The following is a 22,441-nucleotide window of genomic DNA, read 5'->3' as shown; positions in this document are numbered from 1 at the left end:
GTGGGCGATTTGGCGATGGCCGGCAGCGGCCATCGCTTTTTTTTCAGGTATAAGCCAGCAGGCGGCCGCAGCAGATCACCGCGATCCATAGCGCCATGGACACCAGCGCCTGGATTCTGGCCAGGCCGGGTGCCTTGTGGCCGATATTCCATTGCTGGACGCCGCGGTAGGTTCCAACGTGGAACACCAGGGCGTTGAGGCCCGCCGTCGCGATCAGGCAGAGCTTGAGGACGAAGACGTCGTTGCCGGCAAAGTCATGGGGGTGCGCGCTGAACATCATCAGCCCGGCAGGTACGATCAGCAGCAGGGCCGCAATGGCCCAGGTCAGCAGATGACGGGCCAGGGCGGTCACGGCGATGCCCTTGGACAGCCCCAGGATGCGCAGGTCGAACATCACCACCGCGCCCACCAGCACCGAAAAGCCGATGATGTGCACGACTTCCACCAGCGGGTAGAGCCACAGCTCGCTGCGCATGGCCACCGCCAGGGATGAATCCGTCAGTTGGTCCATCCAGCCTTGGGTCGCGCCAGCCTCGGAGGCCTGCATCAGCGCAACTCGGTCGTCTTGTCGTCGATGGTGATGCGTTCGGCGCGCAATTCGTCGGGTTTGTTGCGGTTTGCATAGCCGACCACGGTGGCCCGGTTACCCGCTTTGAGCATGTCTTTGGTCAGGCCCCGATTCTCCATGCGTGACGGCGGGGCCAGCACGACGGTCCAGGTTTTATCGGTGGTTTGCAGGCGCACGTAGCCATGGGGATGGGAGTAACCGGCTTCCTTGATAGTGCCGTCGAGTTCCAAGGGGGTGCTGGCGTCGTATTCGCTCCAGCCGTGATGAGCGAGTGCTGCCGTGGCCATCAGCATCGACGCCAAACCGATGCAACGAAGGATAACGTTCATGGCAAGGTCTCCTTTTGGGGGGCGGTTCAACCGGGCAAGTAATCACGCCAGATCCGCCGTTCATCGAGTTGAAGTCGCTGTTCCTCGTTCTTGCGCAACGGTCGGTCGCAGTCGAGAAAGAACTCATCGAGTTGTGGCGGCTCGACGTGGGTGGCGCTGAGCATGGTGTGGACCTGCCCACGATGATGGATCTGATGTTCGAACAGGTGCAACAGCAGCCGGTCGATTCGTTCACGCACGACACCGTCGGCCCGCACCAGGTCGACGCAGCGGGCGAGGTCTTTTTCTCGCAGTGATTCGCAGAAGGCCACAAGCCGCTGGTCGGTTTGAGTCTGGCTCTGCATGAACTGGGCAAAGGGCAGGATCTCGGAGAAATCCTTTATCTGGCCGTCACGATCACCTTCAAGGGCGGTGAGGTAGTAACGGTCCACTTCCAGGATGTGGCAAAGCGTGGCTTGGATGGACGGGAAGAACCCCGTGCGTTGGGCCACATATTCGGCCTCGCTCAGTTGCGCGCAGGTGTTGAGCAGCCTGTGATTGGCCCATTGGTTGTTCAGGGCCTGGGCCAGGAAATAGTTCATGGGAAGCCTCCCTGTCATGGCCGCCACAAATCCTGTGGGAGCGGGCTTGCTCGCGAAGACGGCGGCACATACAGCATAGTCCTACCAGACAGACCGCTTTCGCGAGCAAGCCCGCTCCCACACAGGCCTCCTTACTTTCTTGGGGGAGGTCTTAAAGCCCAACATCCGGCAACGCCGGCCGATTGGCCATGGCCTTGGCCATGATCTGCTCCACATACACTCGGTCTTCCTCTGGCAAGGCCAGGCGCGGTGGGCGGGTGAGGGCGCTGCCGCGGCCGGCGATGGCTTCGCACAGCTTGATGCATTGCACCAGGTCGGCGCGGGCGTCCAGGTGCAGGATCGGCATCAACCATTCATAGATTGGCATCGCCTCGGCAAAGCGTCCGGCACGGGCCAGGCGGAAAATGGTTTCGCCTTCTTTCGGGAACACGTTGGACATGCCCGAGACCCAACCTTCGGCGCCCACGGCAAGGCTTTCCAGCACCACGTCATCGAGGCCGGCGAACAATACAAAGCGATCGCCGACTTCGTTGCGCACGTCGATGAAGCGCCGGGTGTCACCGGAGGAGTCCTTGAAACACACCACGTTGTCGCAATCGGCCAGGGAAATCAGGATGTCCGGCGTCACGTCATTCTTGTAGATCGGCGGGTTGTTATAGACCATCAGCGGCACATCGGCGTGACGGGCCACGTAGCGGAAATGCTCGGCGGTCTCGAAGGGTTTGGAGCCGTAGACCAGCGCCGGCATCAGCATCACCCCGTCGACGCCGACCTTGCGCACCGCGTTGGCGACCTTGGCGGCCTGCACGCTGGTGAACTCGGCCACGCCGCAGATCACTGGCACGCGGCCACGGGAGGCGTCCACCGCCACTTCAGTCACGGCGATTTTTTCCTCGGCGCTCAGGGACGTGTTTTCCCCCACCGAACCACAGACCACCAGGCCGGAAACGCCATCGCGAATGACGTTGGAAATCACTTGGTGGGTTTTTTCCAGGTTGATGGAAAAGTCATCATTGAATTGAGTGGTGACGGCAGGGAACACGCCGCTCCAGTTGATGCGTTTGCTCATGGGTTGTCTCCGGTGGTTAATGGTTTGTGGCGAGGGGATTTAGCGAAACGTCGCACCGCCCCGTTGGGCCGCGAAGCGGTCCTGAAATCTGGCGACTCGGTGTATCAGTAGGAACCAGGGGGCTGCTTCGCAGCCCAACGGGGATGAATCCCCTCGCCACAGGGGTGTGTGCAAGTTGAAAGATCATGCGCCAGGCCAGGTGTCGGAAAGCCGATAGCCCTGCGGCCACGGATCGGCCGGGTCGAGCAGCAGCTGATGGGTTCCGGTGATCCACGCCCGGCCGGCGATGCACGGGTAAATCGCCGGGCGTCCGGCCACGTCGGTCAGTGAGTCGATGCGGCAGTGGAATTCGGAGCCGATGATCGAGCGTCCGATAAACCGCTCGCCCACCTGCATCAAGCCCTTGGCCTGCAACACCGCCATGCGTGCCGAGCAGCCGGTGCCGGTGGGGGAGCGGTCGATCTTGCCGGGCTGGATCACCACGGCGTTGGCACCAGTGGCGATGCCGTTCTCCTGGACGATGGGCGCGGCGATCTGGCAGAACGAGATGTGCGACCAATCAGGATTCAACGGGTGCACGAAGCCCAGTTGTTCGTTGGCGGCGCGGGTGATCTTCAAGCCCACAGCCACCAGCTCGGCAGCTTCATCGGGGCGAATGGCAAAGCCCAGGCGTTGGGCGTCGACGATGACAAAGCTGTCGCCGCCATAAGCGGTGTCCACCTGCAGGGAGCCCAGGCCTTCGACTTCGATCCAGGCATCGAGGCGGTCGGCGAAGGAGGGCACGTTCTTGATCTCGACCCGTTGCACCTTGCCGTCGCGGCAGTCGGCCACCGCTTCGATCAGGCCGCCGGGTGCTTCCAGCACCAGTCGGGTCTGGGGTTCGGTCATCGGCAGGATGCCGCTGTCCAGCAACACGGTGGCGACGCACAGCGAGTTGGAGCCGGACATCGGCGGGGTATCGGCCGGCTCCATGATGATCCACGCCAACTGCGCCCGCGGGTCCTTGGCCGGCACCAGCAGGTTGACGTGGCGGAACACACCGCCACGGGGTTCGTTGAGGACAAAGTTGCGCAGGGTCTGGTCCTGGGCGATCCAGCGTGACTGCTCCCACACCGTGGCACCGGGGGGTGGGGCGACACCGCCGACGATCACATCGCCGACTTCGCCCTCGGCGTGGCAACTGACTACATGGATGATTTTTGATGAGCGCATGAGTCAAATCCTTGGGTTGTCTGGTCGGGCCTCATCGCGAGCAAGCTCGCTCCCACATTGAAATGCGTTCCCCTGTGGGAGCGAGCTTGCTCGCGATAGGGCCATCCGCTATTTCACCGACTTGAGAAACGCCGCCGTCTCCGGCTGCATCGGGTTGCCGATCACTTGGTCCGGCGGGCCGATTTCATGGACCCGCCCATTGCAAAAGAACGCCACGCGGTCGGACACGTCCCGGGCGAAGCGGATCTCGTGGGTCACCAGCACCATGGTCATACCGTCTTCGGCGAGCATGCGCATGGTGTCCAGCACTTCGCCCACCAGTTGCGGGTCCAGGGCCGAGGTGGCTTCGTCGAAGAGCATGTAGTCCGGCGACATCGCCAGGGCCCGGGCGATCGCCATGCGTTGCTGCTGGCCGCCGGAAAGCTTGCCGGGGAAGGCCTTGAGCTTGTCCCCCAGGCCCACATGTTCAAGCTGCTGCACCGCCAGCGCCTCGGCGTCCTGCTTGCTCTTGCCCAGTACCTTGCGTGGCGCCAACATCACGTTCTCCAACACGGTCAGGTGAGGGAAGGCGTTCCATTGCTGGAACACGATCCCGATCTTCTGCCGCAAGCGATTGAGGTCAGTGGCCCGGTCATGAACCTCGATGCCGTCCACGCGGATGCTGCCTTTCTGAATCGGTTCCAGGCCGTTGATGCACATCAGCAGGGTCGACTTGCCAGAGCCGGAACCGCCGATGATCGACACCACTTCGCCCTTGTCCACCGTCAGGCTCACACCCTTGACCACTTCCAGGTCGCCGAAGGACTTGTGCACATTTTCGATCTCAATCATTTTCCTGCCACCTTCTTTCCAGGCGTGCGCCGAGGCGGGCGACCACCAGGCTCATGACGTAGTAAATGAGGCCCGCGATGCACAGCACCAGCAGGGGTTCCTGAATGCGTGTGACGATGGTTTGCGAGGCCCGCAGCAATTCGACGATGCCGATCCACATCACCAGCGCGGTGTCCTTCATCACGCCCAGCACCAGGTTCAGCCAGCCGGGAAAGGCCACCCGTGTGGCAATCGGCAGGACGATGAAGCGCAGGTCCTGCACATAGCTCAGGCCCAGCGACCGGCTGGCCCGGCGGGTGCTCAACGGCACCGCCAGCACGCCACCGCGCACGATCTCGGTGAAGTACGCCGCGGCGTAGATCCCTAGTACGATGCAGCCGACGGCAAAGGCGCTGAGGTTCAGGCCGGCGATGCTCTTGAGGGAGTTGAATAGCACGAACTGGATCAGCAGCGGCACACTGCGAAACACGTCCAGCAGCCAGGCCAGTGGCAGGCTGGCCCGCGGCAACAGCGCCCGCAACAGGCCGAACAGCAACCCGGCGAGAGTGCCCAGCAGGATCGACCACACGGTCAGTTGCAGCGTGACCCAGGCCCCCTCGAGCAAATACAGCAGGTCGTTAACGCTGAGGCTTGTAGAAAACATGACCCACCCTCCTCAGTAACGAAACAACCGCCAGGACAACAGCCGGGCCAACCCGACGATCAGCTTGGCGATCAGGTAATACAGCACCGCCGCGAGGGCGAAGTATTCAAAGGTGCGGAAGGTCTTGACGTTGTATTCCTGGGTGACACCGGTGAGGTCGTTGTTCAGGCCGACCACCACCCCCAGGGACGTCATCAGCACCGCCCAGACCATCTGGTTGGTCAACGGGTAGAAGACGATGCGCAACAGTTGCGGGACGATGATCATCCGGTAGGCCTGGAAGGCACTCATCCCCAACGAACGGGCGGCGCGCATTTGCGTACCGGGCACGGCCTTGAGGCCGCCGCGAAAGTTTTCCGCCAGGTAGCCGGCGTTGTTGAAGGTGATCCCGGCCAGCAAGGCCAGCCAGGAACTGACGTGCAGCCCGAGGGAGCCGAGGCCGAAGTAGAGGATGTAGATCTGGAATAGCGAGGGCGTGTTGCGGGCGATGGATACCCAGCCATTGCCCACGCCTCGCAGCAAGCGATTCGGGGCCTGGCGCATCACCGTCAGCACCAGGGCGATCAGCACGCCGAAAATCATCGACAGCGCGGCAGTCTCGAAGGTCACCCAGGCCCCGGCGAGCATGTCGGGCAGGGCGCGCAAGGCTGGGCGCCATTGGAAGCTGTAGTCAAACATGGGGCTGGCTCCCAGTGCGGGTGGGTTGCAGCCACGTCGGCGGCTGGCCGCGAGTCGCGGCGGTGCACGCGGCCTCGACGCAATCGGCAAGGGCGGCAAAGTGCACGCCGCGACCGACCAGGCCGGGTGCGTAGTGGGCGTACTTACCGGAGTTGGTCATCAGCGTGGTGGCGTGGGGCGGAATCACCGGCTCACCCAACATGCACCAACAGGTGTCGGTCACCAGCACCGCGCCGAAGGCCTCGATGGCGGTCAGATACCCGGCTTTGCGGGCCTGCTCCAGCACCGCCCGGCCGCAGGTGATTGCCAGCACCACGTAGGGATGCTTGACCCGGCCCGCGCACAAGGCCGCGAGGGCGGCGAATTCGCTGAGGGAAAAATGCGGATTGCCCAGGGACACCACGTCCACCCAGTTATCTCGGGCGCTGTTGAGTTCGCGCCAACTGGCAAGCAGGCCCGCGGCATCGACGCGTTCCTGTGGCAACGCGACGTCACGCTCCAGGACATCGGCCGGGTCGAGGGCTTCTGGTGTCACCCCGGCGATGTGGAACAGCGGCGCGGCGCTGGTGGTGGCGAACGCGGCGCCGAAGGCCTTGAGGTCGTCCAGGCTCGGTGCGGCGTGTTCCAGGCCGCGTATCAGCGGAATACGCCGGCCGGCCAGACTACCGATGTGGTAGCCCAGCAGCGGATAGAAACTGTCGTCGACCTCGCCCAGCGCCGGCACGTCGACGATCAGCCGGGCCTTGCGCGGGTCGTCGAGATGGCAGCCAGTCAACGGTGCTCGCCCGCACAGGGCGATGCAAATATCGAGGAAGTCCGGGTACTTTTGCGTGCGCGCGCCCAACACGCTGTTGGCATAGACCACCGCGTTGGATTCGGCCCAGACGATTTGCTCGCCAGCCTTTGGCGCGGTGTCCAGCAGATAGGGGGCGCAGGTGAAACTCAGCTGGGCGCCCATCGCCATGTAGGCATCGCCCAGGGCACTGGCCGGCTCGCCCAGGGCAGGATCGACGCCCAGTTCGCGCCAGCGACGCTGGTCCACGGAGATGGAATTGAGGGTGGTGGGTACACGGACTTTCGCGCCCCACTGCACCAGTTGTTCAGCAAAGCGCAGGCTGGCTGGACCGGTGTAGATACAGCCGTCGATGTGGGCCTGGGTCACGTCCAGCAATTGCGTAGCGCCCTGGATCTCGGCCATGCGCAGCACGATATGCATCGCCACTTGGGCGGCCTTGCCATGGCTGCCGTCGAGCAATGCCCGGTCTTGTTCGGTCAGTTCCAGGGTTGAGAACGTGGGCGGCTGGGACGCCGCGTACGAACCTTGCCAGCCGTCGTCGAGGGGCCGGCCAGACAAGGTCAGGACATCGCCTTCCAGACGGACAAAACCCTGGCCGCGCAGCCCATTGAAGGCCTCGTGTCCCACGCACAACACCGGCAGCGAACGCTGGAAAATCACCTGCGCCACCAGCACGCCCAGGGTCAGGATTTCATCGGCTTCGGCCAGCACCAGGGCCGCGGGGGCGTGGCCGTTGCTGATCAGTTCCATCAAGACGCTGCTGCCGGTGCAGGAGCCGCGTCCGCTGGGAATCGCCAAGACGCGCCCGGCCAGGCGCTGGCCACTCAAGGGGTGGTGCCGGTCGATGACCTCGCCACTGGCTGGATCGACTCCACCCCAGAAACTCAGCCCCACCTCGGCGAACAGCAGGGCGCCCTGGGCGGCACCCTCCACCAGGCTGCGGCCTTTCACATGGACAGGCGTGCTTGGCATGCGCCGATCCTCAGTAGTAGACCTGGGGAACGGTCAGGTTGGCCGGCGGGATGTCGGTGCCGACCCATTTGACGAACAGCTCCTTGTAGCGGCCCGTGCGCACCTGCTGGTTGACGAACAGGTTGAGGTAGTTGAGCAGGCCGTACTCGCTGCGCTTGGCGCCAAGGGACACATAGTCGATGACGTAGGGCGCGTCACCGGCGATCTTCAGGCCCTTGTACTTGCCCGACTTGATGGTCGCGGCGGCCACGGTGTTGGTCACCACGGTGGCATCGATGTGCCCCTGGGCGACGGCCAGCAGGGTGTCGTTCTGCGACTGGTAGGCGCGGAAGCTGCCGCTGCCCCAGCTCTTCTGGTCCTTTTCCAGGGCGATGGCTTCGTAGGTACTACTGGTGTTGCCCAAGGCCTTGCCCTTGAGGTCGGCGTAGCTGTTGATGCCGGTGTTGTCGCGGGTCAGCACCACCATCTGGAAGGCGAAGTAGGGCACGGTCAGGCCGACGGTCTTGGCTCGCTCCAAGGTGTCCGAAGTGGAAGCGACGATGACGTCGGCTCGGCCGGACAGCAGCGCGGGGATTCGGTCGGAGAACGGCGTTTCCACCACTTCGGCGTCTACGCCGAGGACCTTCGCCAGGTCTTGGCAATAGTCCACGTCGAAGCCCGCCGGTTTGTTGCTTTCGTCGCGAAAGCCCATGGGCGGGAAGTCCAGGGTCACGGCGCAGCGCAGTTTGCCGGAACCGATGATGTCGTCGAGTTTGTCGGCGTGGGCCGGGGCGATGAAAAGCGGGGTCAGGACAACGCTGAGGGCTACGGCCAATGCAGGGTTTTTCATAAATGCCTCGCTGTCGAATAAATGCGGTGAGATATCGTATTGAGGATTTCGTATACGATATTAAATAAGCAATCGGCATGCCTGTTTCTGGTTGAGTCGCAGTAATTGTGTTGGAGGACTGACCTAGAGGCTTTTCCGGCGGGCGGTGGCGTATCAGGGCAGGGTGCTACGTTGGCCTGTGGTGTTACAGATGGGAGCAACCACGGGACCCGACGCCCCATCAGGGAACAAGGATCAGCGCTGATTCTCGCGATATTGGCTCGGGGACAGGCTGGTCAGGGCGCGGAACTGGCGACTGAAGGCGCTGTGATCGGTGTAACCGCAGCGCAGGGCGATCTCGGTGATCGGCAGGTCCTGGTCGAGCAACAACCGCGAGGCTTCCTCCAGCCTTGCCTTGTGAATCATCTGCCGCGGTGTGAGTTGGAAGATGCGCTTGCAGTGGCGTTCCAGTTGCGCCACCGACAATTCGGCGATGGCGGTCAGCTCGGCAAGGCTGATGGGGCGGGCGAAGTGCTGCTTGATATGGGCGTCCACCGCCGCCAGTTTGTGAAACGCCGGGTGGCCCGATTGCGGCAGTTGCAGGTCGCGGGAAATGCCGGCCAGGCCGACGATCCGGCCATCCGGATCGTGCAGGGCGAGCTTGTGGGTCAGGCACCATATGGGCTGGTTGCCGTAATACAAATGCAGTTCGAGCTGGTCGGCCAACTCCCGCCCGCTGGCCAGCACTCGGCGATCCTGTTCGGTGTACAGCGGGCCGAAGCGTTCGGGGAACACCTGGTCGGCGGTGAGGCCGAGCAGGTCGCCGCGGTGTTTGAAACCGCAGCGCCGGGCCAGGGTCTGGTTGACGAAGGCGTAGCGGGCCTGCGGGTCCTTGATGAAAAACACCACATCCGCGAGGGTGTCCAGCAGCGGGGCGATGGGTTGCAGGCTGCCTAGCAGGGTGTCGAGGTCGCAAGGGGCTAGGGAGGTGAGCGAGGGGTACATGGTCTGGATTCTGAGAGGACGCAGAGATCATAGAGCCAAAACCATTGAGGCAGGAAGGTCTGGAACCGACTCGGTCTACTGTGGGAGCGGGCTTGCTCGCGAAGGCGTCGGCACATTCAAAATCGTTGCAAACTGAGCCACCGCTTTCGCGAGCAAGCCCGCTCCCACAATAGAATCTCAGTCCGGTTCAGGTGGGTGGAGTTTCTGCCAGGTTCAGCAAGGTCTCGATCCGCGCCGGGCTGAAGGGCGGGCGCGGCAGGGGCGCAGGCCAGCCGAACAGGTGTTCCAGGGCGGCGCCGCACACTCGGCCCTGGCATGCGCCCATGCCGCAGCGGCTGGCCAGTTTCGCTTCACGCCAGTTGTCATGACCGGCCAGTTCCCCATACGGCACGTCCTCGCAGCGGCAGACCAGGGTATCCGCCGTGGCCAGGGTCTTGAGTCGTGGATCGAGGGCGAAGGCCGTGTTCAGGGCCCGGGCGAACCCCTGCCAACGTGCGCGACGCGGCCACAGCTGTTGGGCGGCGCCGCTGTTGCCGACGGCGGCATGGCCGGCGATGGCGCCTTCCACCAGCGCTAGTTCGCTGCCGCCGAAACCGGTGCACTCACCGGCGGCGTAATGTTCGCGGCGAGAGGTCGCTTGCCAGGCGTCCACCGCCAGCGCCTGGTTTTCAACCGCGCAGCCCAGGGCCAGGCCCAACTGGGTATTGGGAATGAGCCCGAAACCGCAGGCGAGCCGATCGCAGGCCAGTTCAATCGTCTTGCCTTGCTGTTGCAGGCGCACGCCCTCCAGCCGGTCCCGGCCGAGCGCCTCCACCACATGGGTGTCGGTGCGGTAGTGCCGGTCGAGCAGACTGAACGATTGGAAAAACTTCCCCGGCCAGCGGGGCAATTGCGCGGCGAAACCGGCGACGGCGCCGCGACGGGCCTGCTCGGCGATGCGTACCACCTGTGCGCCCTGATGTTTTGCCGTGGCGGCGCTGGCCAGCAGCAAGGGGCCGCTACCGGCGATCACCAGCCGTTCGCCTCGCACCGGCAAGCCGCCCTTGATCAAAGCCTGCAAACCGCCGGCGCCAGTCACGCCAGGCAGTGTCCAGCCGGGAAACGGCAGCAGCAACTCACGGGCACCCGTGCAGAGGATCAAGCGCTCGTAGCTGATCTGCCAGCCGCGCTCGGCGTCTTCCACCAGCAAGGTTTTATCCGCCGCGCAGGCGATCACGCGAGTACCGGCATGGCAGCGTACGTTGGCGCAGGTGTGCAGTTGATCGCGCAGGCGTCGGGCGGCGCCGGGCAGGTTGGCCTGGGGGCCGTCGCGCCAGATCTGCCCGCCGGGCAGCGGGTTGTCATCCAGCAGCACGATGCGTGCGCCGCTGCTTGCCGCGGCGAGGGCAGCGGCCATGCCTGCGGGGCCGGCGCCGATGATCAGCAGGTCGGTGGTTTCGTTCATGGTCGGGTCTGCACATGCATGCCATCGAGGCACAAGGTCTGGCAGGCCAGGCGGCGACGGCCATCGATCAACACCCGGCACTCCTGGCAGATGCCCATGCCGCACAAAGGGGCGCGACGCTGGCCGCTGACGGACGTGCGGCTGCAACCGTCCGCACCCAAGGCCAAGGCCGCCGCGACGCTGGTGCCGTTGGCAACCGAGAGCGGGCGGCCGTCGAGGAATAGATCAGGCATAGGAACAATCCCCCAGGGGTAAATGGACATCAGCGTCAAACGCCCATCCCGTGGCGAGGGAGCAAGCTCCCTCGCCACGAGGACTTGTGTCGGGCTTCAGGCATGGGCGGGTTCTCCCAGGAAACGCTGTGGCAGGTAAGGCTGCGCGGGCAGTGGCGAGGTTTCGTCGAACAACTGCGCCACCAGCAGATCGGCCGTCGCGGGTGCCGTGGTGACGCCCAGGCCTTCATGACCGACCGCCAGCCACAGTCCCTTGCATTGTGGATGTTGACCCACCAGCGGCAAGCCGTCGGGGCTCGCCGCGCGGAAACCGGTCCAGGCCCTGATGCCGTTAAGATGCGCCAACCCAGGCATGTATTCGACGGCACGCTTGAGCATTTTCGCCAGCATCCAGCCTTCCACCTGCGGATCGACGGTACCGAACTGCCGTGAGGCACCGATGAACAATTGTCCGGTCGGACGTGGTTGGATATTGCAGGCCACCGACGGCCCGCTGGCGTTATGGGCGCTGGTGACGTAGCCCAGTTCCACCAGGGTATGAGTGACGGTGGCGGGGTAGCGGTCGGTGATCAACAGGTGGCCCTTCTTCGGCTCGATCGGCAGTTCCGGGCATAACTCGGTGGCCTGGATGCCATTGGCGAGGACCACTGCGTCGGCGCTCAGCCAACGACCGTCGCCGAGGCGCACGCGGTGACCGTCGACTTCGCTGACCTGTGCCCGCTGCTGGCGAATGTTGGGCGCGTCCAGCATCCAGCGGGCGGCTGCCGGAGCGTAGAGGATGCCGTCGCCCTTGATCAGCAGCCCGCCTTCCAGCCCTGGGCGTAGCTCGGGCTCACGTTGATGCAGAGCGGCTTGGCCGATCAGTTCACAGGCTTCGCCATGGGCCAGCAGGTTCAGGTATTTGCTGTGGGCCACCGCCATTTCTTCGGCATTGGCCGCCAGCCACAAGGTGCCGTTGTTGCGCCAGGCACAACCCTCGGGCATGGCCGGGGCCAGTTCGCGCCAGCGTTGCAGGGAATATTGACTGAGGGCCAGTTCCGCCGGGTTGTCATCCAGCACCAGCAGATGCCCCATACCGGCCGCCGTGGCGCCGTGCCAACCGGCGTCCAGCACCAACACGTTGACGTTGCGCCGGGCCAATGCCTGAGCACAGGCCGCGCCAATAATGCCCGCGCCGATGACGATCACATCGGCGACATGGCCCTCGCTCACGGACGAATGCCCCAGGCGAACGGGTCGTCCGCTTCGATGATCAGGGTGGTTTCGGCACTGATGTAGGCGCGACCGCGAATGGTTGGCACGATGCGCTCGCCCGAGTGTTCGTAGGAGCCTTCGAACTCGCTGCCAATGACACTGGCCTGGCGCCAGATCTGGCCAGGCTGCAGTTTTCCATCGGCCGCCAGGCACGCCAGTTTGGCGCTGGTACCGGTGCCGCAAGGGGAGCGGTCATAAGCCTTGCCCGGGCAAAGCACGAAGTTGCGGCTGTCGGCTTGCGGGTCATCGGCAAACAGTTCGATATGGTCGATCAGGCCGCCGTCCTCGCCGCGAAAACCCTGTTGCTCCAAGGCTTGCTGTACGGCGTAAGTGTAGGCGGTCAATGCGTCGAGGTTATCGCCGGCCACACGCTGGCCATGTTCGGCGATCAGGAAAAACCAGTTGCCGCCCCAGGCCACGTCGCCGACCACCTGGCCGATGCCGGGCACTTCCAGGGCCAGTGCCTTGCGGTAACGGTAGGCCGGCACGTTGCGCACGCTGACCGAGCGGTCTTCGTGCAAGGTTGCCTGTACCGTGCCCACCGGGGTTTCGATGCTGTGCACGCCGGGGCCGATCCTGCCCAGGTGGGCCAGTGACGCCACCAGGCCGATGGTGCCGTGGCCGCACATGCCCAAGTAGCCGCTGTTGTTGAAAAAGATCACGCCGGCACAGGCGCTCGGGTCCACCGGCTCGCAGAGCAGCGCCCCCACCAGCACATCGCTGCCCCGTGGCTCCAGCACGCAGGCGGTGCGCCACGCGTCATGCTCGGTGGCCAGGCGTTGCTTGCGCTCGGCCATGGTGCCCTGGCCCAGGTCAGGAAAACCGTCGGTGACCAGTCGGGTCGGTTCGCCGCCGGTATGGGAATCGATCACGGTGATGCGTTTCATGGGAGGGCCACGTCCGTTCAGATGAGTGATGGCAAGCGTGGCCTGCGCCCGGGGGTGACGGCTTGATGGTTTTATCTGTCGTCGATGACGAAATCGGCACAGCGTTGGCCCATCAATGGCTGGAAGGCAGGAACTTGAACAAGGTCTCGCAGACCCCGGCAATGTGCTCGTCCAGCAGCGCCACGGCCCGCTCGACATCACCGGCGCGGCAGGCCTTGATGATTTCCCGGTGCTCGTGATCGGCACGGTCCTTACCGGCCGAAAGGCTCATCTGCATACGCAAGTAACGCTCCAGCTTATCGTGGACCGAGCGAATCAGACTCACCATGAACGGCCGTTGCGCCGGTTCGTAGAGACAGGCGTGCAGTTGCCAGTTCAGTTCGGCCCAGCGCCCGACGTCGTCTTCACCGACGAACTCTCGGCAGATGCTTTCGGCGCGGGCGAAGGTGTCTTCGGTCATGTTGGGAATCGCCAGGCGCAGCACTTTATCTTCCAGCAACATTCGCACTTCGAACATCTGCGCCAGCTCCGCCTCGGAAATGCGCGTCACCATCGCCCCGCGATTGCGCTGGAACATCACCAGGCCCTCGGCCTCCAGACGCTTGAGGGCCTCGCGCACGGGGATCTTGCTGACATTGAACTGGCGGGCGATGTCATCCTGGCGAATCGGCTCGTCCTCGGCAAAATGACCAGCCACGATGGCATCGCGCAGATGGCGGGTGATGATTTCCGAGGTGGAAGGGGTGTTGCCCAGGTCAGGCAGGTTGAACTTGGATAAAGTCACGGCGGCGGGTCGTTCGGCTTAGGTGGGGATATGGTATACGACTTTGCCGGGACGGTCGTTGGGGCTTTGAACCGTTAGGTCGACCCCAATTTGTGGCGAGGGGATTTATCCCCGCTGGGCTGCGCAGCAGCCCCCAACAATGTATAAACACCTGCTACAGCGGGTGATGGATTTAAGGGCTGCTGCGCAGCCCAACGGGGATAAATCCCCTCGCCACAAGGGTTTGTGTTCAGCCGTGGGACAGGTGGCTCACATAAGCCTCGGTCCGGACGATGCGCCATCCTGTAACAGACACCCCAGCCAACAACGCCAGGCCGAACACGATCAACGCCACGTCAGCGCCGAAATGATCGGCCAGCAACCCGGTCACCACCACCGGGATGCTGAACCCGACATAGGCGAACAGGAAAAACCCGGCACTGACCCGGGCCTTTTCCGCGCCAGCCATGGCCGTGACGGCCGACAACCCACCCAGATACAGGAAACCGTAGCAAGCGCTGCTGGCGCCCAGCGCTCCCAGCAACACGGCGAGCAGGGAGCCGGCGCTCGCGCCCCAGGCCAGCAACGCATAGCTCGCAGGCAGGATCAACAGGCCCAAGCCCGTGGCCCTGGCCGGCGACATGCGCCGCACCCAAGGCTGGAAGAGCAAGCCGCAACTGATGACCGTGAAGGTCGACAGGCCCGACCAACGCTGCAAATCGTGGGTTGCCAGCACCGACGGCAATATGGCGATGACCAGGCCCGAAGTCGCCCAAGCCAACAGCATGGAAAAGCTGTAGGGCAGGCTACCGGCGGGAAACAAAGGCAGGCGCAGCAGCGGCGCGTCTTTGATTTTCCGCGCCGGGTCCGGTAGCCGCCAGACCACGACAATCGCCAGGGCGGCCAACAGCAGCTGCAACCAGAAGCTGCCAGGCGTGGCGCTGGGATGGACGAACAGGAACAGACTGGTCAACGCCGCGCCCAGGCCAAAACCCAGTGAGGTGCTGGCGGTGACCCGGTTGGCCGGCGAGCGGGCATCGCGGGTTGCCATGAGCTCTGTCATATAGGCGGTCGACGTGGCCGAGGCCAATCCCGTGCCGACCCCCATCATCAAGCGCGCCACGCCCAGCGCCACCAGGCTCGGCCAGAGCAACGTCACCAGCGTCGCCAACATCGACAGCCCGAGTGCGACCAGGATCAACGGCTTGCGGCCCACCAGGTCGGCCAACCCACCGAACGCCAGCAGAACCGGCAACACCCCTAGCACATAACCGGAAAACGCCACCGCCGTGGCCCCAGCCCCGGAGCCGGACAACTGCGCGTAGGTGGTGTACAGCGGCGCCTGCAAGTTGACCGCGAGGGTGATCAGGCAGAGGCCGAAAGCCAGCCCCCAGGAATGTCGATGCTGTGGGTTCAAGAGTGTTCCTTAAAGGGTGTGCATGAAGTCCCGGGGACTATCACCGCCGGGCACAACGCAAACAAGGAACAGCCGCCGGTCATTTGTGTTTAACTGTTTTCCAGAAAATCGAGAACACTTAGCCAAGAGTGCCCGCCGTGGACCTGAAGATTGATCGCAACACTACCGAGCCCATGATCCGCCAGCTCGTGACGCACCTCACGGGCTGGATCAGCGCCCATGGCATTCGCCCCGGCGCGCGAATGCCGTCCATTCGCCAACTGGCCCGGGAAAATGGCCTGAGCCTGTCGAGCGTGATCAAGGCCTATGACCAACTGGTTGCCAGCGGGGTGCTGGAGTCTCGGCATGGCGCGGGCTTTTTTGTCGCGCAACAGGTGGCCCGGCCGGTGGAGCCGATACCTGAAACGGATAACCCGTCGTGGCGGTTGTTCGACAATGAATCGACGCAGCTCAAGCTCGGTTGCGGCTGGCTGCCCGACGCCTGGCGCGACGACGCCGACCTGGGCCAGGCGATCCGCCAGGTGGTGCGCAGCGACAACCACGCGTTGTTCAACTACAGCACCCCGTTGGGCTCGCCTCATCTGCGCCTGCACCTTCAAAAACGCCTGGGCCTGATCGACATTCACGTCGACTCGGCACAGATCATCACCACCCAAGGCGCCAGCCAGGGCCTCGACCTGCTGGTGCGAACCCTGCTCAAGCCAGGCGACCTGGTGCTGGTGGAAAGCCCCGGCTACTACAACCTGTTCAATCTGCTGAAGCTGCAGGGGGTCAAGACCGTGGCGGTGCCAAGAACCGCCCAAGGCCCGGACATCGCCCGCCTGGAACAGCTTCTCGGCGAGCACAAACCCTCGTATTTCTTCATCAACAGCATGTACCAGAACCCCACCGGCACCAGCCTGGCGCCGAGCGTGGCCTATCGTCTGCTGCAACTGGCGACGGCCCATGACTTTCGCCTCATCGAGGACGACATCTACGCCGATTTCCAGAATGGTCCGACGTCCCGCCTGGCTTCCCTGGATGCCCTGGACCGGGTGATCTACCTGGCGAGTTTTTCCAAGACCTTGTCCAGTTCCCTGCGCATCGGTTATGTGGTCGCCCAGCCCGACATCATCCGGCGCCTGGCCGAAGTCAAGATGATTACCGGCATCGGTTGTTCGCTGCTGGCGGAGAACGTGGTAGCGACGTTGCTGGCCAACGGTGCTTATCGCAAGCTGATCCAACGTTTGCGCCAGCGCCTGAACAAGCAGATGGCAAATACGCTGCGCCAACTGGACCCCGCCCACTGGGAGGTGTTTGCCGAGCCGATGGGGGGAATGTTCGTCTGGGCCAGGCCTCGGTGCCTGGCGGCACAACGGGTGCAGCAGATCGCCCGGCAGTTGCAAATCCAACTGTCCCAGGGCTCGACGTTCCTGCCCCAGGGGGAGGCGTGCGATTGGTTGCGGTTGAACGTGGCTTACACCCAGGATCATCGGGCGCAGAGGTTTTTCCAGCGGGTTGAGCAGGAGTCGATTGCGGCGAGTCAATAAGGTGGGGGAGATTGTTCTGGCGCCATCGCGAGCAAGGGTTACGCGATCAACTGTGGGAGCGAGCTTGCTCGCGATGACGGACTGAACGGTCACAAAAAATATCAGTGTTAATGGGAATAGATATCAAACAGCAATGAGTTACTGTATCTTTCGCGACACATTCTGTCAGCCTCCCGATGTGGAGGCTTTTTTCCATTAGGATTGTGCATCGATGCGTCGGATACTCGTTTCACTGTGTGTGCTCCAGGCTTATTCCGTTCCCACCTGGGCTGAAGAACCCATCCCTGCCAAGCCGGCCTCCCTTGAGCTGCAAGCCACGGATATCGTGGGTAGCGCCGAGTATGAATCAGCCCAGGGACCGGTGAAGGGCTATCACGCCACCCGTTCGGCCAGTGCCACCCGTACCGACACGGCGATCCATGAAACCCCGCAGTCCATTTCCGTCGTGTCCCGCGATGTGGTCGAAGACCTGAGCGCCACACGCTTGCAGGATGCCCTCGATTACGCCGGCGGTGTGGGCCGGGCCAACAACTTCGGCGGCCAGGGCCTGACCACCTTCACCGTCCGCGGTTTCACCACCGGGGAGTTCTACCGCAACGGTTTCCCGATCAACCGTGGCTACCCGAACATGCCCGACGCCAACACCATCGAGCGACTGGAAGTCCTGCGCGGCCCGGCCACCATGCTCTATGGCCGTGGCGACCCGGGTGGCACGTTCAACGTGGTGTCCAAGCAACCGTTGGCCGAGCGCACGGTGACCCTGGGCAGCCAGGTCAGCGACCAGGGGATGCGTCGCGGTACGCTGGATGCGTCCGGTCCATTGGACGAAGAAGGGCGCCTGGCTTATCGCCTGAACGTGATCGGCGAGGGCGGCGATACGTTCCGCGACCACGTCGAGACCGAACGATATGGCGTCGCGCCGGTGGTGACTTGGCAGGTCAACGACACCACGCGCCTGACTTTCGAAGGCGACTTCATGCGCAACAATGCGCCGCTGGACCGTGGCCTGACCCATTACGCCGGCCAACGCGGCACCGCTTCGCGCGATACATTCTTCGGCGAGAAAGACGCCGGCAAGCTGCACAACGACAACAACATGCTGCAGGTGCGTTTCGAGCACATGCTCAACGACGACTGGACCCTGGCTGGCGGTACCCAGTGGCTCGACGGCACCTTGCAGGGCAATGCCGTCGAAGGCAACGGCATCGCCGCCGATGGCCGCACCCTGGGGCGTAACTTCAACTACCGCAAGCTGGAATGGACCGACCGGGACACCCAACTCAACCTCACCGGGCATTTTTCCACGGGCGGGTTCGAGCACACGTTGTTGACGGGCGTCGAGTATGAAGACTACGACTACCAGTCCATCATCCAGCGTTCCTCCGGCGCCGTCGGTGCCTACCCGATCGATATCTTCGACCCGGTGCATGGCCAGCCACGCCCGGCATTGACGCGCAAGCCCACCGATGACCAGGAAAACCTCAAGACGTTTGGCGTGTTCGTCCAGGACCAGGTGGCGCTGACTGAGCGTTTGAAGTTGTTGGCGGGGGCACGGTTTGAGCGATTCGAGCATCAGTATGAGAGTTTCGTCCCCCAGAACCCGCCTGGTAGTCGGAACTGGGACGTCACCGACAGCGCCGTCACCCCGCGCCTGGGTGTGATCTACGATCTGACCGACACCGTGGCGGTCTATGCCAATACCGCACGCTCGTTCAAGCCCAATAACGGTGCCAGTCGCGTAGGTGGCGGGTTCAAGCCGGAAGAGGGCAAGTCCTATGAGATGGGGATCAAGTGGGAAGCCTTGGATCGTCAGTTGAGCGTCGATGCGGCGGTGTACCAGATCGAAAAACGTAACGTGCTCACGACTGACCCGGTGGATTCCACCTTCAGCGTGGCAGCCGGCGAAGTGCGCAGCCGTGGCTTTGACCTGAACGTGGCGGGCAACCTGACGCCGCAATGGCGCGTGATCGGTGGTTACGCCTATGTGGATGCCGAAGTGACCAAGGACATCAATATCCCGTCCGGCACCCGCTTGCTCAACGTACCCAAGAACACTTTCAGCCTGTTGAACGTCTATGAGTTCCAGGATGGCGGCCTCAAAGGGCTGGGCCTGGGGCTAGGCGCCAAGTACGTGGATGAACGGGCCGGCCAGACCGCGGCGAATGCATTCTCCATGGACAGCTACACGGTGGTGGACCTGCTCGGCTACTACAAGGTCAACGAACGGATCCGCCTCAACCTGGATCTGAAGAACCTGTTTGACGCCGACTACGAAGAAGGCGCTTTCGGTAACGTCTACGCCTACCCAGGTGCACCGCGGACGGTACAGGCCGGGATTTCCTACACCCTTTGAAGTCGCGCGCAGTCGCAGCCCAGGTGGGAGCGAGCTTGCTCGCGATGGCGTCGGGTCAGTCAATAAGAGGCTGACTGACTGGACCTCATCGCGAGCAAGCTCGCTCCCACAGTTTTTTCCTACCACTTACCGGTGCTCATCCCGCCGTCCACCGGCAGTATCGCGCCCGTCGTGAAATCAGCGCCCGCCAGGTACAACACAGCCTCGGCAATTTCCTCGATGGTGCCCACGCGACCGGCCGGGGCCAGGCTGTCGAGGAAGTCGCGGTGCGCCGGGTCGTGCATGGGCGTGTCGATGATGCCGGGGGCGACCGCGTTGACCTTGATGTTGTGGGGCGACAGTTCCAGGGCCAGGGCGCGGGTCATCTGGTTGACGCCGCCCTTGATCAACACTGGCAAAGCCGCCGGCACCTGGATGTTCGGTTGCAGCGCCACGGCGGCTGAAATGTTGATGATGAAGCCGCGCTGGCGGCCGATCATGTGCGCCGCAGCGGCCTGGCTGGCGTAGACGAGGCCCTTGAGGTTGGTGTCCAGCAGCGCGTCCAGGTCCTGGGGGCTGTATTCGACAAAGGGTTTTGGCAGGAAGAAACCGGCGTTGTTCACCAGCCCGTCAACGGCGCCAAACGCCTCGACAGCTTGGGCGACGAGGGCGGTTGAAGTGGCCGGGTCAGCGATGTCGCCGGCCACACCCATGAAACCGGCCGGGTGGCCGAGCTGGGCGGCGGCAGCGTCCAGTCCGGACGGAGAGCGGGCATTGCCCACCACGTTGTATCCCCGGGCCAGGAACGCCTTGACCAAACCCAGGCCGATCCCGCTGGAAGCGCCGGTGATGATGACGGTTTTGTTGAGGCTCATGATTGACTCCTGATCACATTGAATGGAACCGATGCGCCTGAATGGCGCTGGTTGAATTCAGGGTATTGATGCATCAGGGTTTGATAAATAAGGCTTCTGGTACTTGAGTTGATACGTCATGTAATCAATGGCAAGGGCAGCACATAACCCCTGTGGGAGCGAGCTTGCTCGCGATAGCGGTGAGTCAGCTTGCATCGATGTTGGATGCACTGCCGCCATCGCGAGCAAGCTCGCTCCCACAATGTTCCCGGCTGATCGCAAACCCATGTTCGCCGGTAACTCCCACAGGGTTGTCGGATTGGCAGGCAGAAAAAAGCCCGGTCAATCGGACCGGGCTCGCAAGGGTGGGAGATTACTCCTTGGGAAGACTTCGATACTCCGTCGTGGTCATGCCCGCGTAGCCCCAATTATCCGTATCCACTTCCTCGATCACGATATGGGTCAAGTGAGGATCCTTGCCCAGCACGCGCTGGAGGGTGTCGGTGATTTCGGCAATCACCTGGGCTTTCTGTTCACGGGTGACGCCATCTCGGGTAATTCGTACGTTGACGAAAGGCATGTTGCACTCCAACTGATGGGAAATGGACGCAGGACAACGCCCGCGTGTTGCAGGACCACTGTATTTATACGCCGCAGGCTGATAAACAGGCCTTTGGAAACTTCAGTTGATACGCGGTGTAATGAATCATGAAGCGGCATTTCGAAGACCTGCAGTTGGGCAGCATAGAACTGTTCTGCCTCGCGGCGGAGGCGGGCAGTTTCACGGCCGCGGCGCAGTTGGCGGGGGTTACCCCGGCGGCGGTGAGTCGCTCGATCTTTCGCCTGGAAGAGCGCCTGGGCTCACGGCTTTTCGTGCGCACCACCCGCAGCATCCGCCTGACCGAAGCCGGCAAGACCTATTTCGAACAATGCCGGCAAGCGTTGACGCAACTGGTCGAGGCGCAACAGGAAATGATGGGCGCCCAATCGGTGCCGTCCGGGCAACTGCGCATCAGCTTGCCCACCACCTATGGTCATCACCGGATCCTGCCGTTGCTGCCGGCGTTTCGTGCACTGTACCCGCAAGTCAGCGTGGACCTGCACCTGAGCAACCGAAACATCGATTTCGTTGCCGAAGGCTATGACCTCGCCATCCGGGTGCGAGCCCAGCCGGACTCGTCGATGATCGCCCGTCTGCTGGAAGACGCGAAACTGGTGGTGGTCGCGTCCCCGGATTACCTGCGCAAGGCCGGCACGCCACAGGTTCTTGAAGACCTGGACGACCATGAGTGCATCCAGTTCGAATTGCCCAGCAGCGGGCGACGGATTTCCTGGTTGTTCAATGTCGAGGGCAAGGAAAAGGAGGTGTTCGGCGAAGGGGGGTATTGCTGTTCGGACGACGTGCTCGGCGGCGTGACGCTGGCCAAACATGGCGCCGGCTTGTTCCAGACCTACAAATTCATCGTGGAGCAGGAGCTGGCCAACGGGCAATTGGTGGAAGTACTTGCGCCTTTTGCGGGGCGCTCGCGTCCGTTTACCTTGCTGTATCCCCATGGCCGGTATGTGCCGCAACGGGTGCGTGCCTTCGTGGATTTTCTACTGCAGTACCGGGAGCAGTGGGCCGCGGATTGAGGTGATTGTGATCTGTGTCGAGGGGATAAATCCCCTCGACACAATGAATCACAGCGCCTTCAAGTTGACAGGACGCTTTGCGCAAAAAGTTCTCTATCAGAACCGAAACGCCTGGCGGCCAATCAGCAGCCACTTGCCATTCTTCTGCTTCTGCCAGATCTGGAAGTTCTCGATTTCCGTCGGCACCACTTCCGTGCCTTTGAGCGCCTGTGCCGAGAAATGATTGCGCACCAGCGCAGTATCCCCGGACAAGGTGATCTTCTGGTTTTGCATTTCCAGGGTCTTGAACGCGCTCTTGCCCGTTTCGATGTCGGCGATGAAGGCTTTCTTATCCTGGATGTTGCCGCTGGAGTGCCCGTAAGTGAGGTTCTCGGCGGCCAGGGCCTGGAGTTGCGGGATGTCTTTGTGCAGCATGGCCTGGGTCAGGTGGTCGACAGCCAGGGCCACTTCCTGCTCGGCGGATGAAGTGGCCGCCGCTGCGTAACCGCTGAACAGGCACAGGAAGCTGATGGCGAGTGTGGTCTTCTTCATGGGGGTTCCTTGTTTTTGTTGTATTGGAGAAGGACGAGCGTTACATTCTCGTCGGTCATCGTACAACCTCAAG

23 protein-coding genes are annotated in these 22,441 nt (G+C 62.9%); 3 read left to right on the top strand and 20 right to left on the bottom strand.

Translation table 11 applies throughout. The features are described from left to right. Positions 1-43: 43 nt before the first annotated feature. The 17 genes from AB7M32_RS20160 to AB7M32_RS20080 form a co-directional block, all read right to left on the bottom strand. Positions 44-547 carry a DUF6644 family protein gene (locus AB7M32_RS20160; protein WP_454251104.1) on the bottom strand — a complete coding sequence of 168 codons (504 nt, stop codon included), beginning with the start codon at positions 545-547 and terminating at the stop codon, positions 44-46. After that, positions 547-897, bottom strand: a complete 351-nt coding sequence (locus tag AB7M32_RS20155) for a DUF6152 family protein (RefSeq protein ID WP_092327853.1) — start codon at positions 895-897, stop codon at positions 547-549. The genes AB7M32_RS20160 and AB7M32_RS20155 overlap by 1 nt, the downstream gene beginning before the upstream one ends. Before the next feature lie 26 nt (positions 898-923). Further along, on the bottom strand, positions 924-1,478 hold the full coding sequence (locus tag AB7M32_RS20150) for a DinB family protein (protein ID WP_454251103.1): 555 nt from the start codon (positions 1,476-1,478) through the stop codon (positions 924-926). 151 nt (positions 1,479-1,629) lie between these two features. Next, on the bottom strand, positions 1,630-2,547 hold the full coding sequence (locus AB7M32_RS20145) for a dihydrodipicolinate synthase family protein (protein WP_025213515.1): 918 nt from the start codon (positions 2,545-2,547) through the stop codon (positions 1,630-1,632). 183 nt (positions 2,548-2,730) lie between these two features. Continuing rightward, on the bottom strand, positions 2,731-3,759 hold the full coding sequence (locus AB7M32_RS20140) for a trans-3-hydroxy-L-proline dehydratase (RefSeq protein ID WP_454251102.1): 1,029 nt from the start codon (positions 3,757-3,759) through the stop codon (positions 2,731-2,733). A gap of 108 nt (positions 3,760-3,867) precedes the next feature. Then, the gene (locus AB7M32_RS20135) at positions 3,868-4,590 is read right to left on the bottom strand and encodes an amino acid ABC transporter ATP-binding protein (RefSeq protein WP_454251101.1); all 723 of its coding nucleotides are present in this window, start codon (positions 4,588-4,590) and stop codon (positions 3,868-3,870) included. Continuing rightward, on the bottom strand, positions 4,583-5,233 hold the full coding sequence (locus AB7M32_RS20130; RefSeq protein WP_092172958.1) for an amino acid ABC transporter permease: 651 nt from the start codon (positions 5,231-5,233) through the stop codon (positions 4,583-4,585). The genes AB7M32_RS20135 and AB7M32_RS20130 overlap by 8 nt, the downstream gene beginning before the upstream one ends. A gap of 12 nt (positions 5,234-5,245) precedes the next feature. Next, positions 5,246-5,911 carry an amino acid ABC transporter permease gene (locus tag AB7M32_RS20125; protein WP_060742046.1) on the bottom strand — a complete coding sequence of 222 codons (666 nt, stop codon included), beginning with the start codon at positions 5,909-5,911 and terminating at the stop codon, positions 5,246-5,248. Then, positions 5,904-7,679: a cis-3-hydroxy-L-proline dehydratase gene (gene lhpI / locus AB7M32_RS20120; protein ID WP_454251100.1), complete on the bottom strand. Its 1,776-nt coding sequence runs from the start codon at positions 7,677-7,679 to the stop codon at positions 5,904-5,906. Before lhpI ends, AB7M32_RS20125 begins: the two co-directional genes overlap by 8 nt. Positions 7,680-7,689: 10 nt before the next feature. After that, on the bottom strand, positions 7,690-8,508 hold the full coding sequence (locus AB7M32_RS20115) for an ABC transporter substrate-binding protein (protein WP_072404405.1): 819 nt from the start codon (positions 8,506-8,508) through the stop codon (positions 7,690-7,692). A gap of 234 nt (positions 8,509-8,742) precedes the next feature. After that, positions 8,743-9,492, bottom strand: a complete 750-nt coding sequence (locus tag AB7M32_RS20110; RefSeq protein WP_454251099.1) for a helix-turn-helix domain-containing protein — start codon at positions 9,490-9,492, stop codon at positions 8,743-8,745. A 187-nt stretch (positions 9,493-9,679) separates the two neighbouring features. Then, the gene (locus tag AB7M32_RS20105) at positions 9,680-10,936 is read right to left on the bottom strand and encodes an FAD-dependent oxidoreductase (protein ID WP_454251098.1); all 1,257 of its coding nucleotides are present in this window, start codon (positions 10,934-10,936) and stop codon (positions 9,680-9,682) included. After that, the gene (locus tag AB7M32_RS20100; protein ID WP_454251097.1) at positions 10,933-11,169 is read right to left on the bottom strand and encodes a 2Fe-2S iron-sulfur cluster-binding protein; all 237 of its coding nucleotides are present in this window, start codon (positions 11,167-11,169) and stop codon (positions 10,933-10,935) included. Before AB7M32_RS20100 ends, AB7M32_RS20105 begins: the two co-directional genes overlap by 4 nt. A 96-nt stretch (positions 11,170-11,265) precedes the next feature. Then, positions 11,266-12,381, bottom strand: a complete 1,116-nt coding sequence (locus AB7M32_RS20095) for an NAD(P)/FAD-dependent oxidoreductase (RefSeq protein ID WP_454251096.1) — start codon at positions 12,379-12,381, stop codon at positions 11,266-11,268. Next, the gene (locus AB7M32_RS20090; RefSeq protein ID WP_454251095.1) at positions 12,378-13,310 is read right to left on the bottom strand and encodes a 4-hydroxyproline epimerase; all 933 of its coding nucleotides are present in this window, start codon (positions 13,308-13,310) and stop codon (positions 12,378-12,380) included. Before AB7M32_RS20090 ends, AB7M32_RS20095 begins: the two co-directional genes overlap by 4 nt. A gap of 112 nt (positions 13,311-13,422) precedes the next feature. Then, positions 13,423-14,094 (bottom strand): GntR family transcriptional regulator, encoded by a 672-nt coding sequence (locus AB7M32_RS20085; RefSeq protein WP_060742054.1) that lies wholly within the window; start codon positions 14,092-14,094, stop codon positions 13,423-13,425. 229 nt (positions 14,095-14,323) lie between these two features. Further along, positions 14,324-15,490, bottom strand: coding sequence for an MFS transporter (locus AB7M32_RS20080; protein WP_454251094.1), 1,167 nt, complete (start codon positions 15,488-15,490; stop codon positions 14,324-14,326). A gap of 137 nt (positions 15,491-15,627) precedes the next feature. Here AB7M32_RS20080 and AB7M32_RS20075 point away from each other — a divergent pair, with 137 nt between their 5' ends. Further along, positions 15,628-17,019, top strand: a complete 1,392-nt coding sequence (locus AB7M32_RS20075; protein ID WP_454251093.1) for an aminotransferase-like domain-containing protein — start codon at positions 15,628-15,630, stop codon at positions 17,017-17,019. 211 nt (positions 17,020-17,230) lie between these two features. Next, the gene (locus tag AB7M32_RS20070) at positions 17,231-19,372 is read left to right on the top strand and encodes a TonB-dependent siderophore receptor (RefSeq protein WP_454251092.1); all 2,142 of its coding nucleotides are present in this window, start codon (positions 17,231-17,233) and stop codon (positions 19,370-19,372) included. A 119-nt stretch (positions 19,373-19,491) separates the two neighbouring features. On the opposite strand, the gene AB7M32_RS20065 is transcribed toward AB7M32_RS20070, so the two are convergent. Continuing rightward, the gene (locus AB7M32_RS20065) at positions 19,492-20,226 is read right to left on the bottom strand and encodes an SDR family NAD(P)-dependent oxidoreductase (RefSeq protein WP_454251091.1); all 735 of its coding nucleotides are present in this window, start codon (positions 20,224-20,226) and stop codon (positions 19,492-19,494) included. A 352-nt stretch (positions 20,227-20,578) separates the two neighbouring features. After that, positions 20,579-20,785, bottom strand: a complete 207-nt coding sequence (locus AB7M32_RS20060; protein ID WP_454251090.1) for a tautomerase family protein — start codon at positions 20,783-20,785, stop codon at positions 20,579-20,581. Positions 20,786-20,913: 128 nt separating this feature from the next. Between AB7M32_RS20060 and AB7M32_RS20055 the strand changes: the two genes are divergently transcribed. Then, positions 20,914-21,837, top strand: a complete 924-nt coding sequence (locus AB7M32_RS20055; protein WP_158455974.1) for a LysR family transcriptional regulator — start codon at positions 20,914-20,916, stop codon at positions 21,835-21,837. Between the two features lie 96 nt (positions 21,838-21,933). Here the strand turns inward: AB7M32_RS20055 and AB7M32_RS20050 are convergent, their stop codons facing one another. Then, positions 21,934-22,368 carry a nuclear transport factor 2 family protein gene (locus tag AB7M32_RS20050; protein ID WP_454251089.1) on the bottom strand — a complete coding sequence of 145 codons (435 nt, stop codon included), beginning with the start codon at positions 22,366-22,368 and terminating at the stop codon, positions 21,934-21,936. Between the last annotated feature and the right edge of the window lie 73 nt (positions 22,369-22,441).

The organism is Pseudomonas sp. R151218B TE3479 (assembly GCF_053629195.1).
The sequence above is the reverse complement of the archived record's forward strand: the minus strand, read 5'-3'. Positions and strand labels throughout refer to the sequence as shown.

Coding starts and splice junctions, on each gene's coding strand:
- AB7M32_RS20155 (WP_092327853.1), bottom strand. CDS start 897: ATGAACGTTATCCTTCGTTGCATCGGTTTGGCGTCGATGCTGATGGCC.
- AB7M32_RS20055 (WP_158455974.1), top strand. CDS start 20,914: ATGAAGCGGCATTTCGAAGACCTGCAGTTGGGCAGCATAGAACTGTTC.
- AB7M32_RS20050 (WP_454251089.1), bottom strand. CDS start 22,368: ATGAAGAAGACCACACTCGCCATCAGCTTCCTGTGCCTGTTCAGCGGT.
- AB7M32_RS20135 (WP_454251101.1), bottom strand. CDS start 4,590: ATGATTGAGATCGAAAATGTGCACAAGTCCTTCGGCGACCTGGAAGTG.
- AB7M32_RS20160 (WP_454251104.1), bottom strand. CDS start 547: ATGCAGGCCTCCGAGGCTGGCGCGACCCAAGGCTGGATGGACCAACTG.
- AB7M32_RS20065 (WP_454251091.1), bottom strand. CDS start 20,226: ATGAGCCTCAACAAAACCGTCATCATCACCGGCGCTTCCAGCGGGATC.
- AB7M32_RS20110 (WP_454251099.1), bottom strand. CDS start 9,492: ATGTACCCCTCGCTCACCTCCCTAGCCCCTTGCGACCTCGACACCCTG.
- AB7M32_RS20130 (WP_092172958.1), bottom strand. CDS start 5,233: ATGTTTTCTACAAGCCTCAGCGTTAACGACCTGCTGTATTTGCTCGAG.
- AB7M32_RS20115 (WP_072404405.1), bottom strand. CDS start 8,508: ATGAAAAACCCTGCATTGGCCGTAGCCCTCAGCGTTGTCCTGACCCCG.
- AB7M32_RS20060 (WP_454251090.1), bottom strand. CDS start 20,785: ATGCCTTTCGTCAACGTACGAATTACCCGAGATGGCGTCACCCGTGAA.
- AB7M32_RS20090 (WP_454251095.1), bottom strand. CDS start 13,310: ATGAAACGCATCACCGTGATCGATTCCCATACCGGCGGCGAACCGACC.
- AB7M32_RS20105 (WP_454251098.1), bottom strand. CDS start 10,936: ATGAACGAAACCACCGACCTGCTGATCATCGGCGCCGGCCCCGCAGGC.
- AB7M32_RS20150 (WP_454251103.1), bottom strand. CDS start 1,478: ATGAACTATTTCCTGGCCCAGGCCCTGAACAACCAATGGGCCAATCAC.
- AB7M32_RS20100 (WP_454251097.1), bottom strand. CDS start 11,169: ATGCCTGATCTATTCCTCGACGGCCGCCCGCTCTCGGTTGCCAACGGC.
- AB7M32_RS20145 (WP_025213515.1), bottom strand. CDS start 2,547: ATGAGCAAACGCATCAACTGGAGCGGCGTGTTCCCTGCCGTCACCACT.
- AB7M32_RS20070 (WP_454251092.1), top strand. CDS start 17,231: ATGCGTCGGATACTCGTTTCACTGTGTGTGCTCCAGGCTTATTCCGTT.
- AB7M32_RS20125 (WP_060742046.1), bottom strand. CDS start 5,911: ATGTTTGACTACAGCTTCCAATGGCGCCCAGCCTTGCGCGCCCTGCCC.
- lhpI (WP_454251100.1), bottom strand. CDS start 7,679: ATGCCAAGCACGCCTGTCCATGTGAAAGGCCGCAGCCTGGTGGAGGGT.
- AB7M32_RS20140 (WP_454251102.1), bottom strand. CDS start 3,759: ATGCGCTCATCAAAAATCATCCATGTAGTCAGTTGCCACGCCGAGGGC.